The organism is Dactylosporangium darangshiense, from assembly GCF_039537565.1.
Taxonomy (GTDB): domain Bacteria; phylum Actinomycetota; class Actinomycetes; order Mycobacteriales; family Micromonosporaceae; genus Dactylosporangium; species Dactylosporangium darangshiense.
Genome location: NZ_BAABAT010000003.1, coordinates 308,030 through 320,340 on the forward strand (window position 1 = coordinate 308,030; position 12,311 = coordinate 320,340).

10 protein-coding genes are annotated in these 12,311 nt (G+C 72.0%); 7 read left to right on the top strand and 3 right to left on the bottom strand.

The features are described 5' to 3' along the window. Positions 1-27: 27 nt before the first annotated feature. Entirely contained in the window at positions 28-2,940 is a 2,913-nt protein-coding gene (locus ABD901_RS08130; protein ID WP_345122908.1) for an Hsp70 family protein, read from the bottom strand. 101 nt (positions 2,941-3,041) lie between these two features. Between ABD901_RS08130 and ABD901_RS08135 the strand changes: the two genes are divergently transcribed. Next, entirely contained in the window at positions 3,042-4,001 is a 960-nt protein-coding gene (locus tag ABD901_RS08135; protein ID WP_345122910.1) for a quinone oxidoreductase family protein, read from the top strand. 99 nt (positions 4,002-4,100) lie between these two features. Then, a complete protein-coding gene (locus ABD901_RS08140; RefSeq protein ID WP_345122912.1) occupies positions 4,101-5,642 on the top strand; it encodes a DHA2 family efflux MFS transporter permease subunit in 1,542 nt (513 codons plus the stop codon). 178 nt (positions 5,643-5,820) lie between these two features. On the opposite strand, the gene ABD901_RS08145 is transcribed toward ABD901_RS08140, so the two are convergent. Continuing rightward, entirely contained in the window at positions 5,821-6,726 is a 906-nt protein-coding gene (locus ABD901_RS08145; protein WP_345122914.1) for a serine protein kinase RIO, read from the bottom strand. A gap of 142 nt (positions 6,727-6,868) precedes the next feature. Continuing rightward, entirely contained in the window at positions 6,869-7,519 is a 651-nt protein-coding gene (locus ABD901_RS08150) for an HAD family hydrolase (RefSeq protein ID WP_345122916.1), read from the bottom strand. A 175-nt stretch (positions 7,520-7,694) separates the two neighbouring features. On the opposite strand from ABD901_RS08150, the gene ABD901_RS08155 reads away from it, so the two are divergent. The 5 genes from ABD901_RS08155 (at position 7,695) to ABD901_RS08175 (ending at position 11,997) form a co-directional block, all read left to right on the top strand. Further along, the gene (locus tag ABD901_RS08155) at positions 7,695-8,276 is read left to right on the top strand and encodes a TetR/AcrR family transcriptional regulator (protein WP_345122918.1); all 582 of its coding nucleotides are present in this window, start codon (positions 7,695-7,697) and stop codon (positions 8,274-8,276) included. An 80-nt stretch (positions 8,277-8,356) separates the two neighbouring features. Next, positions 8,357-9,319: a TIGR04222 domain-containing membrane protein gene (locus tag ABD901_RS08160; protein ID WP_345122920.1), complete on the top strand. Its 963-nt coding sequence runs from the start codon at positions 8,357-8,359 to the stop codon at positions 9,317-9,319. Next, positions 9,316-10,140, top strand: coding sequence for an MbnB/TglH/ChrH family RiPP precursor modification enzyme (locus tag ABD901_RS08165; RefSeq protein WP_345122922.1), 825 nt, complete (start codon positions 9,316-9,318; stop codon positions 10,138-10,140). Before ABD901_RS08160 ends, ABD901_RS08165 begins: the two co-directional genes overlap by 4 nt. Continuing rightward, on the top strand, positions 10,137-10,523 hold the full coding sequence (locus ABD901_RS08170; RefSeq protein WP_345122924.1) for an SCO6045 C-terminal-like domain-containing protein: 387 nt from the start codon (positions 10,137-10,139) through the stop codon (positions 10,521-10,523). Before ABD901_RS08165 ends, ABD901_RS08170 begins: the two co-directional genes overlap by 4 nt. Before the next feature lie 694 nt (positions 10,524-11,217). Further along, positions 11,218-11,997 (top strand): caspase family protein, encoded by a 780-nt coding sequence (locus tag ABD901_RS08175; protein ID WP_345122926.1) that lies wholly within the window; start codon positions 11,218-11,220, stop codon positions 11,995-11,997. Positions 11,998-12,311: the final 314 nt, after the last annotated feature.

A 12,311-nucleotide genomic window follows, 5' to 3' on the forward strand; every position in this document is an offset into this window, starting at 1 on the left:
CGGGCGTCCACAGTGGACGCCCGCCGGCTATTTCGGTGCCGGGATCCCGAAGCGGTAGATCTTGCGGTTCTTCTCGTCGATCAGCACGACGGTGTCGGAGCTCATCGACACGGTCGTGATGATGTTCTCCTTGTCGTAGTCCGCGGAGCCGATCACCTTGCCGTCGGCGGTGCTGACCACCGCGACCTGCCACACGGACGAGAACCCGCTCACCCGGATCGTCACCATCGCCACGCGCCCGGCCGCGCCCGCATAGGCGTTCTTGGCCGACAGGCCGGCGCCCAGCACGTACTTGTCGTTGCCGTTGGCCGGGTCGCTGACCACCGGGTTTTCGACGCTGGTGAAGGCGCCGCCGCCGAGCACGAGCTTGTTGTCCAGCACGTACCAGTTCGGCTCCTCCTTCTGCGGCTTGGTCCACTTGGCCTTGCCGTCGTCGGTGCCGACCGCGATGAGCGTGTAGCTGGACTGGTTGGCCTTGAGGCAGACGAGCTTCTCACCGCACGGGCGGAAGTCCTCGATCTTCACGCCGGCGGTCGTCTTGTACTCCCACGCGAGCGAGAAGTCCGTGAGCTTGTACGCCACGATCGAGTTGTCGGCGTCCTTCTTCTTGAAGATCGCCAGCCCGGAGTAGACCAGCCACGGCAGGTCGCCCTCGGAGGCGACGTTGCCGCTGGCCTTCAGCGAGCCGTTGGACAGGTCCACGACGCCGGCCTTGCCCTCGGACTGCATCTGCACGACCACGCCCGGGTCGACGTCGAGCGACTCCTGGAACGGGATGTCCTGCTGGAAGTCGATCTGGTAGCTGGGCACCACGGCGTCACTGCGCTTCTCGCCCGGCCACGTCAGCGAGGGGTGCACGAGCCGGTCGCCGGAGGTGATGAACCCGCCCTTGCCCTTGTGCGACCAGCGCGCCTTGCCGGTGAGCAGGTCGGTGCGCTGCACGGCGGTGTCGCCGTCGCGGATCTCGGTGATCGCGTCGGTGCCGAGGTAGAACAGGTCGAGCTTGTCGGCCCACTGCTCGGTCCACTTGATGGCGCCGTCGCCGATGCTGATGACGCTGCGCGCGTTCTTGCCGCCGTGCTGCTGGTCGCGCTCGCCGTCGACGATGAGCAGGTCGCCGACGACCCGCAGGGTCAGGTCCTCGGGCTCCATCGGCACGTTGGCCGTCCAGCGCTTGTCGCCGGTCGTGGCATACGCGTCGACGTCGACCTTGCCGGAGCTGACGACGGCGGTGAACACGGCGCCGTTGCCGGCCACCGCGGTGACCTTGCCGCCGCTGGCGAGGTTGATCGGCACGCCCACGTTGAGCCCCGAGGCCTCACCGCCGCCGTTGCCGGTGTCGCCGCCGCCGCCGGGCAGCCCGTCCTTCACCGACTGGAACTGGTCGCCGACCCAGCCGAAGAACATGTTGCCGCCCCACACGCAGCCGCCGATGATCGCCAGCACGATGACGAGCGCGATCCACGGACCGGTCCGCCGCCTGGGACGCACCACCACCGGCGGCTGCGGCTGCGTCGCGCCGTATGGAGGCGGCGGCAGGTTCGGCGGCACATTGGGCGGCGGCATCGGCATCGGCATCGGGTGGCCCGGCGGACTCACCGGACGCTGCGGCGCCAGCGGCGGCTGGCCATGCGGCGGGGTGGAGGCCGGCGCGGCCGGGAAGGCCTGCGAGGCGAGCCCGGTCGGCGAGCCGTAGGCGGCCGGCGAGGTGGGCACGCCGGGGCCGCCGGTGACCGGGAAGCCGGCCGACACCGGGAACGACGGCGCCGGCGGGAACGCGGCGGAGTGTCCAGGGGACACCGGCGTGCCGGAGACGGGCCGCGGGCGCGGCACGGGCGGGGCGTCGAACTGCTGCTGCGACGGCGTGGCGACCGCGAGCATGCCGCCGTAGGCGACGGGCAGCTCCGGCTGCTCCGGCACCACCGGCGCGACGCCGAAGCGGGCGTGCAGGCGGCTGGCCACGAGCGGGATGCGGCTCGAACCGCCGACGAGGAAGATCCCGGCGAGCTGGCGCACGTCGACACCGGCCCGTTCGAGCACCCGGCGGGTCTCGTCGACGGCCCGGTCGATGAGCGGCCCGGCGACCCGGTCGAGCTCCTCGCGGGTCAGGTGCAGCGCCTCGTCGGTGCCGGGCACGTGCACGGGCGCGGACGCGGCCCGCGAGAGCATCTCCTTCGCCGCGCGGACCTCGGTCCACAGCTCGCGGCGGTCGCGGTGCGCGGCGACGCTGTCCGGGTTGGACAGCCGCTGCCACAGCTGCGGGTTGCGCAGGTTGATGAGCTGGCCGAGGTGGCCGACGAGGGCCGCGTCGATGTCGACGCCGCCGAGGTCGTCCAGGCCGCCGAGGCCGAGCACCCGCAGCCCGTCGAACTCGCGGCGCACCACCGACACGTCCAGCGTGCCGCCGCCGAAGTCGAACACGGCCAGGGACTGCAGCGGCGCGACCTGCTGGCCGAGCACCCGCAGGCAGTAGGTGGCGGCGGCGATCGGCTCGTCGACGAGCACGACCGGGCCCAGGTTGGCGGCGCGGGCGGCCTCCAGCAGCACGCCGCGGCGCTGCCCTCCCCAGTCGGCCGGGCAGGTGAGCACCGTCGAGCCGACCGGGTTGACGCCGGCCTGCAGCGACTCCTCCGCCGCGCGGCGCAGCAGCGAGGCGAGCATCTCCACGACGGTGACCTCGACGGCGCCGAGCAGCACGGCGCCCTCGTCGACGCTGCGCTTCGGATACGGCTCGAAACGCTCCGGAGCCAGCTGGGACAGCCGCTCGGCGTCGCGGCCGACGGTGATGCGGCCCTGCTCGTCGGCGTAGATGCCGGACGGCATGACGGGCGAGCCGTCGAACAGCAGCGCACGGGGCGCCTCCTCGCCGCGGTGCACGACCGCGACGGTGTGGCAGGTGCCCAGGTCGATCGCGAGACGATGGGTCGGGGTCGGCCCCACGCGCTCACCTCCAAAGACTCCCGGATGCTACGGCAGCGGTACGACATTTCCGATCGGCGGATTGGGGTAGACAAGAACCTGACAAATCGAGGAGGCAACCGATGCGCGCAGTGGTGTTCGAGGAGTTCGGCGATCAATCGGTACTGCGGGTGCAGGACCGCCCCGACCCCGTGCCCGGCCCGGGCCAGGCATTGGTGCTGGTCGCCGCCAGCGGGGTGAATTTCGTGGACGTGTACCAGCGCTCCGGGGCGTATCAGGTGGCCCTGCCGGCGGTGCTGGGCAGCGAGGGCGCGGGCACGGTGCTGCAGCTGGGCGAGGACGTGCGCGGCCTGGCGCCGGGCGACCGGGTGGCCTGGACGAGCATCCCCGGCAGCCACGCCGAGCAGGCGCTGGTGCCGGCCGACCGGCTCGTGCCCGTGCCGGACGAGCTCACGAACGAACAGGCGGCCGCGGTGTTGCTGCAGGGTCTCACCGCGCACTACCTCACCCACGACTCCTTCGCCGTGCGCCCCGGCTCGACGGTGCTGGTCCACGCGGCGGCCGGGGGCATGGGCCGGCTGCTCACGCGGATCGTCACCCACCTCGGCGGGCGGGTCGTGGCGACCGCGTCGACGCCCGGGAAGCGGGACGTGGCCGAGGCGGCGGGGGCGGTGCGCGCCGTGCCCTACGACGAGGCCCTGGACGCGGTGCGCGACCTGACCGGGGGCGCCGGGGTCGACGCGGTCTACGACGGCGTCGGCGCGGACACCTTCGACACGAGCCTGCAGGCGCTGCGCCCGCGCGGCACACTCGTGCTGTTCGGGGCGTCAAGTGGAAAGGTGCCCCCATTTGATCCGCTGCGGCTGATGGCCGGTTCGTATTTCCTCACCCGCCCCACGCTGGTGCATTTCATCGCCACCCGGGCCGAATTGCTGGACCGCTCGGAAACGCTCTTCCAGTGGGTTGCCGACGGTGTTGTCGACCCCGCGATCACGGGCCGTTATCCGCTGGATGCGGTCGCCGACGCATATGCCGCACTGGAGCAGCGCCGAAGCACCGGAAAGCTGCTCATTGTTCCGTGACGACGGTCTCAATATGCGCACCTGGCCGAATCCGCGAGATGTAGGCGGGCTACATCTTCAATGGTCTTGAGGAGTCTCGCGGACGGGGGGTTTCCGCACATGAGTCAGGTCTCGACCGGGGGCAAGCACGAGGCGGGCGTGGTGTCCACGCCCCTGCACGCATACCCGCGGCGCTGGTTCGCCCTGGCGATCATCGCCGCGGCCCAGCTCATGGTCGTGCTCGACGCGACCGTCGTCAACGTCGCGCTGCCGCACGCCAAGGCCGACCTGGGCATCAGCGACGCCAACCAGCAGTGGGTGGTCACCGCCTACACGCTGACCTTCGGCGGCCTGCTGCTGCTCGGCGGCCGCATCGCCGACTACTGGGGCCGCAAGCGCACCTTCGTCGTGGGCATCATCGGCTTCGCCCTGGCCTCGGCGCTGGGCGGCGCCGCCTGGGACGACACGTCGCTGTTCCTGGCCCGCGGCCTGCAGGGCGTCTTCGGCGCGCTGCTCGCCCCCGCCTCCCTGGCCCTGCTCAGCGTCCTGTTCGTCGACGCGAAGGAGCGCGCGAGGGCCTTCGGCGTCTACGGCGCCATCGCCGGCGGCGGCGCGGCCCTGGGCCTGGTGCTGGGCGGCGTGCTGACCGAGTACGCGAACTGGCGCTGGTGCCTGCTGGTCAACATCCCGGTGGCGGTCATCGCCATCGCGCTGGCGCTCCCGATCGTTCCCGAGAGCCGCGCGCACGGCAACACGAAGTACGACATTCCCGGCGCCGTGCTGGCCACGCTCGGCCTGAGCCTGCTCGTGTACGGGTTCACGAAGGCCGGCGAGACCGACGCGCAGCTGCGCCTCAAGTACGGCTGGGACTCCCCGGTCACGCTGGGCTTCATCGGCGTCGCCGTGCTCCTGCTGGCCCTGTTCGTGTTCGTCGAGGCCCGCATCCGCAACCCGCTCCTGCCGCTGCGCATCCTCGCCCACCGCACGCGGGGCGGCGCCTACCTGTCCTCGACCCTGATCGGCGCCGGCTTCATCGGCGCGATCTTCTTCGTGAGCCTGTACTTCCAGCTGGTGCTCGGCTACTCCCCGCTCAAGTCCGGCGTGCATTCCCTGCCGGTGAGCGTCGGCGTGGTGGTCGCGGCCGGCATCGCCAGCGGCCTGCTCCCGCGCCTGGGCCCCAAGCCGATCATGGCCTTCGGCGGCGTGGTCGCGGCGATCGGCATGATCATGCTCACCCGCATCGGCATCGACACCTCGTACGCCACCCACGTCCTGCCCGCGATGCTCATCCTCGGCTTCGGCCTGGGCTGCACGTTCGTCCCGCTCGGCAACATCGCCCTGGTCGGCGTGGACGAGCACGACGCCGGCGCCGCGAGCGCCGTGGTGAACGCCTCGCAGCAGGTCGGCGGCTCGCTGGGCACCGCGCTGCTCAACACGGTGGCCATCACGGCGGCCACTGCGTACGGCCGCGACCACCTGCCGAAGTCCCCCGACCCGAAGGCGCTGGACCTGCTGCGCGCCGAGTCGATGGTCCACGGCTACGTGACGGCCTTCTGGTGGGGCTCGGCCCTGCTGGTGGTGGCGGCGATCGTCGTCATCGTGTTCATCAAGGCCTCGAAAAAGGACGTCCCGGCCGAGGGCGCCTCGGTCCACCTGGGCTGAGGCGTGTGGCGCTCGCCGCATTCCCCGGAGGCGGCGGTCACCGGCGGGGACGCGGTTGCCTACGCTGCACCGCGGCACAAGACCAACGCATGAAGTGCGGCCGGCGGCAAACCCTCCCCGTGCAGGCCGCAGTGCCGCGGCCCGCCCGGCCACGAGCCCGGGCGGGCCGCGGTGACGATCAGCGGACCCCGGCGTCGTGCAGCAGCTCGACGATCAGGGGCTCCGGGTCGATCGGCAGCCCCTTGCCGGTGAACCAGCGCGCCACGTTGGTCACGTCGCGGGCCAGGAAGTCCGCGCCGTTCGGGTTGATCACCACGTCGACGATCTGCGGCAGGTCGATCAGGACCAGCCGCTCGCCGTGCACCAGCAGGTTGTACGGCGACAGGTCGCCGTGTGCCAGGCCCGCCCGCGCCAGGGTGCGCAGCGCGTCGACGAGCTGCCACCACAGGTGTTCGAGCCCGGCGCGGTCCGGGCGGGTCTGCGCCAGGCGCGGCGCCGCGGTGCCGTCCGGTTCGCCGATGAACTCGAGCATGAGCTCCGTGCCGAGCAGCTGCACCGGGTACGGCACGCCGACGCCCAGCGACCACAGCCGGCCCAGCGCGGCGAACTCGGCCGCCGCCCACTGGCCGGCGATCGCCTCCCGCCCGAAGGCGGTGCGGCTGCCCATCGCCCGGGTGACGCGGGACTCGCGGACGCGGCGGCCCTCGAGGTACCCGGAGTCACGGTGGAACAGCCGGTGCTCGGCGGCCCGGTACCGCTTGGCGGCGAGCAGGGCCCGCCGGTCGGTGTCCGGCACGAACCGCTCGACGAGGTGGACGTCGGCCTCTTTGCCGGTCTTGAGCACGCCGCGCTCGACGTCGCGGGCGGCAAGCTCGGTGATCACCCAGCCGGGCACGGGGTCGGGGCCGTGCAGGACGCCGGGCGAGTCCCAGCTGGTCCAGGCGCCCTGCACCGCATCGTCGCCGACGGGATCGTCGGCGACGTCCCACGCGGTGTCGAAGTCGTGGGAGAGGCGCTTCAGGTAGGTCGGATCGTCGTCGTCGAAGCGACGGCGCCGTGAGGATGTGAAGTTCTGGTCGCGCAACGCGAGCACTCCTGAGTCAGGGAAGGAAAGAGAAACCTGGGCATGCTGAAGCGCGCCGTGACGGCAGCCATGCAAACCAGCCCCCTCTCTGACTCGAAGTTCCCGCCACCATGCGGTAGCGGATGACAAGAACGCAACCGAATTAGTAGCGCGAAGCCATGACCTCGGCGATCGCGGCGATCACGCCGTCCGCGGTGCGGGTCGGCGCGTAGCGCCGCTCGCTCCAGCGCCGCCCCCGGTGCAGCCAGACGCTGCGCACGCCGGCCGCGTCGGCGCCGCCGATGTCGGCCTCCGGGCTGTCGCCGATGAGCCAGGCGCCGCCGAGGCGCATCCGGGCGCGCTCCGCGGCGATGGCGAAGATGCGGGGGTTGGGCTTGCGGACCCCGGCCTCCTCGGAGATGACCCAGTCGGCGAGGTACCGATCGAGCCCGGTCTTTCTGAGTTTCTCCTCCTGCATCCGCGACTCGCCGTTGGTCACGACCACCGGGACCCAGCCGGAGTCCTCGGCAATAGCGAGAGCGCAGGCGGTCAGCGGGTCGAGGCGCATCCGCTCCATGATCGCGCGGCGGATCTCCTCGACGAGATCCAGCGAGCTGAACCGCAGGCCGTACCGTTCCCGCAGCGCGTCCGCAACGTCCCAGGACGAGCCCATGCCGTCGGCGTCGACGGACAGCAGCCATTCCAGGTCGTACTCCGGCGCGCCGATCCGCGCCAGGAACTCGCTCGCCCACGCACGGAACGCCCCGGCCCTGTCAAGCAGGGTGTCGTCCAGGCTGAGCAACAACAGTGGCACGCGGGCAGGATAGGTGACCGGATTGATATCGAACAGATCCTCATGTTCGATGCAAGCCATCGCGACCGGCGCAGACCCCGGACAAACCACCGCAAACCAGTTCGAAACCGCGGGAAGAAACCTGCCGGAAACGCCCCTGTATGCAAACCGTATGTACGGCTTGCATAATCTAGGCGTGCCCAGGGTAAGCCAGGACCAGCTCGACGCGCGCCGGAAGGAGATCCTCACCGGCGCCCGGACCTGTTTCGCCCGCCACGGCTACGAGGGCGCGACCGTCCGCCGGCTCGAGGAGGAGATCGGCCTGTCCCGGGGCGCGATCTTCCATCACTTCCGCGACAAGGACTCGCTCTTCCTGGCCGTCGCCGAGGACGACGCCGCGACCATGGTAGCCACCGTGGCGCAGCACGGCCTCGTGCAGGTCATGCGCGACCTGCTCAGCTCCGCCGCCGGCGCCGCTGAGCCCGACGTCACCGGCTGGCTCGGCAGCCAGCTGGAGGTCTCCCGCCGGCTGCGCACCGACCCCGAGTTCGCCACCCGCTGGGCGGCCCGCTCCGAGGCCGTCGCCGCCGCCACCCGCGAGCGCCTCCAGCGCCAGCTCGAGGCGGGCGTGCTGCGCGCCGACGTGCCGATCGGCGTGCTCGCGCAGTTCCTCGAGCTCGCCTACGACGGCCTGGTGCTGCACCTGGCCACGGGCCGGCCGCCGCAGGACCTGGAGGCCGTGCTCAACCTGGTCGAGGCGGCCGTCCGCCGCACGTGAGGGCGCTGCCGGCCACAAGGTTTGCTCAAGTGTCCGACCGGTGACATGCCGTACTCGACAGCCGTGCCCACACTGTGCGCATGAGGACATCGATCGTGGCGGGGCCGGGCGACACCTGGGGCATCCCGGGCCCGCAGTTCCTGTGGCTGTACTTCTGCATGGCCACTGTTGCGATCATCGCCGTGCTCGTCTGGCGCCGCACCTACACCCGCGGCCCGTCGCCGCGCGCCGCGCGCAACCTCACCGCCACCCAGGCCGCGCTGATCAACGGGGATCGTCGCCTCGCCGTCTACAGCTCCCTCGCCGCGCTGCGCGCCGCCGGCGCGATCGAGAGCGACAAGCGCGGCTACCTCAAGCAGGCCGCACCGGCCCCGACCGGCGCCTCCGAGCTCGACCGGGCGGTGCACGCGGTCACCCGCAACGGCATCAGCACCACGGGCGTGCTGACCCACCACAGCGTCCGCGAGGTGCTCGACCGCACCGAGGCCGAGCTGGCCCGCGACGGCTGGATCCTCGACGGCGAGGGCCGCCGGGCCCTGCGCATGGGCGCGCTGGTCGTCTGGGCGGTCGTGGCGATCGGCGTGGCACGGCTCGTGGCCGGCATCGCGGGCGACAAGCCGGTGACGTACCTCTTCCTGCTGATCATCCCGGTCGTGATCTTCGCCTTCGCGCTGCTCGCGGCGCCGCGGGTGTCCCGGGCCGGCAAGCGCACGCTGCACAAGATGCGGCTGGACGCGCGGCACCTCGCGCCGAGCCAGAAGCCCTCGTGGAACACGTACGGCCCGCAGGCCGCGGCGCTGAGCGTCGGGCTCTTCGGCGTCGGCGCGTTCTGGCTCGCCGACCCCGCCTTCGCGCAGGAGGCCGAGCTGCAGCGCAACCTCGCCACCTCCACCGGCGGCGGCTCGTACTACACCGGCTCCGACTCCTCGTCCTCGAGCAGCTGCTCGTCCTCCTCCAGCAGCTGCTCCAGCGGCTCCAGCTGCTCCAGTGGCTCCAGCTGCGGCGGCGGTTCCAGCTGCGGCGGCGGGGGTTGCGGAGGATGACCTCCCCTCGGTACGGCGTCGGCATCGGCTGGCGCCCGGAGATCGCCGGCTACGTCGCCGGCCTGCCCGGCCTGCGCTTCACCGAGGTCGTCGCCGAGTCGCTGCACACGCACGCGCCCCTGCCCGACGGGCTCGCCGAGCTCGTCGGGCGCGGGGTCAGCGTGGTACCGCACGGCGTGAAGCTCTCCCTCGGCGGCGCCGAGCCGGTCGACGACGCCCGCGCCGCGCACCTCGCCAAGTGCGCCGAGCTGCTCGGCGCCCCGCTGGTGAGCGAGCACATCGCGTTTGTGCGGGCGGGCGGGATGGAGGCCGGGCACCTCCTGCCGGTCCCGCGCACCCGCGAGGCGGTCGACGCGATCGTCGCCAACGTCCGGCGCACCCAGGCCGCGCTCGGCGGCGTCCCGCTCGCGCTCGAGCCGATCGCCGCGCTGTTCGACTGGCCCGGCCCGGAGCTCACCGAGGCCGAATTCCTCACCGAGATCCTCGATCGCACCGGGTGCGGCCTGCTGCTCGACATTGCCAACGTGTACGCCAACGCCCGCAACCGCCACGAGTCCCCCACGGCCCTGCTCGACGCCCTGCCGCTCGAGCGCATCGCGTACGTCCACGTGGCCGGCGGCATGGAGAACGGCGGCTTCTACCACGACACGCACACCGACCCGACCCCGCCGCAGGTCCTCGCCCTGGTCAAGGAGCTGTGCGCCCGCACCACCCCGCCGGCCCTGATGCTCGAGCGCGACGGCGACTACCCGCCGGCCGCCGCCCTGACCACGGAGCTGGACGCGATCGCCGCCGCGGCGGGCTGGCCGGCGATCACGTGAGCAACCTGGCCGCACAGCAGCAGGCCCTGGTGGCCGCGCTCGTCGCCGGCGCGGAGGTTCCCGCCGGTTTCGATCCCGCAGCGGTACACGTGACCATCGCCGCCCTGCGCCGCAAACGCGCGGGCGAGGTGGCCGGCCGGTGGCCGTTCCTGGCCGCCTCCTACGGCGACGCCTGGCCGTCGACGTTCGCGGCCTGGGCGGCGGGCCGCCCCCCGAACGGCTCCCTGCGCGACGGCTGGGACTTCGCCCGCGCCGCCGGCGACACGCTGCCGCCCCTGGCCAGGGAGGAACTCGCGGACCGCGAGCGCGAGTTCGCCTACGACGGCGAATCCGCCCCCGTCCTTCGCCGCCGCGGTCTGCTCTCCCGCCTGCGCCGCCGCTGAGCGTTCGTCCTCTCCCCCGCCGCGTCGTACCACACCCGGCTCCGCGATCCCGGTCGGCGGCGGCACGATCCGCGCCGTCTGAGACGGATTCCGAACAGCACCGGGCGCCGGCCGGTGGCACCTGCAGGCGGCACCAGCAGGTCAAACGGGCCCGAACGAAAGGATCCGAACGATCTTGGACCCGTTGTATCAGGAACCCCCGCTCAGCCGTCTTGTCACACGACCCACGACGGGGATGGAGAGACGAGATGCTGCAGGAAAGTCCCGGCCGCGGTACCGCGCAAGTCGTTGCCACCGCCCACCCGACCCGCGTCCCACCAGCGAGACCATGAACGACATCGACCCCGACGACGAGGCGCTCCTGGCCGAGTTACGCCGCGTGGCCGCGCTGGCCGACCCCGTGCCCCCTTGCCCTCGACGGCGCCCGGCCCTCCCCGCCAGCGCCGGCACGGACGCCCCGCCGGCGCCAGTATTTGTTGCTCGCACCCGCCGCACGGCGACGGACCGCCCGAAGCCCCTCCCCTGTCCACACAGGCCTTCCCCACCAGCCTGACCGGTCCGATTTGCGTGTTTGTTCGAAGTTTGTTGGAAGTTTGTTGAAAGGGCGCCGATCCCCGGCAGCCGCACGGCAACCCCGCACACCCTCCGTGACGCCATCGATGCGTACCGTCCACTTCGATCCCACGGGGGAACGATGAAACTCGCACTGTGCATCGGGATCAACGACTATCCCGGCACTGAGAACGACCTCGCCGGCTGCCGCAACGACGCCGACGACTGGTCCGCCGCCCTGCTGGCCCGCGGCTTCGACACGAGCCGCCTCCTCGACGGCGAGGCCACCGGCACCGCGATCCGCGAGGGCATCCGCGCCCTGCTGACCCGTGCGGCCTCAGGCGACACGGTCGTCATCACGTACTCGGGCCACGGCACATGGGTCCCCGACACCAACGGCGACGAGCCCGACCACCGCGACGAGGCCCTGTGCCCGTACGACATCGCCGAGAACGGCCCCCTGCTCGACGACGACCTGCACGACCTCTTCGCCGGTGCAGCCCAGGACGTCCGCACGATCCTGATCTCCGACTCGTGCCACAGCGGCACCCTGACCAGGCTCAACCACCCGATCGGCGACCACCCCGGCCGCGCCCGCTTCCTCGCACCGTCGACGTTCCTGCCCGCCCCCCAGCGCCTGCGCGCGGCCCTGACCCCGCGCACCCCGCGGGCTCCGCGCTCGACGGCCCTGCTCCTGTCCGGCTGCCGCGACGACGAATACTCCTACGACGCCACCTTCGACGGCCGCCCGAACGGCGCCTTCACGTACGTGGCCCTGACCGCCTTGGCGTCATTGCCCGACAACGCCACGTACCGCGACTGGCTGCACGCGATCCGCGACCGGCTGCCCAGCCAGGACTACCCGCAGACCCCCGCCCTGCAGGCCACGAGAACCCAGCAGTCCTGGCCGATCCTGACCTGACCGCACCCCTTCGGCAGGACGGCAGCCACAGCCGTTTCTCACCCCTCCACGCACACGACCTCCACTCGTAGCGCGCCCGTAGCGCACTCGTCTTGCAACCGCTGGAGCCGGTGAAGGAGCTGGTGTGCCTCCGCGATGCCCGGAAATATGCGGATATTTCCGGGCGTCGCCGTCCATCGCGGTCCTCCGCGCATCGGCTCCGCCACTGGGGCCGCGCCGCCGACTCCATCGCGCGAACGCCCCACAACCCGGACGCGCGACAAACGCGAACCCACATCGAGCTCGAGCGCGACACGCCTGCGCACCTCGGCTCG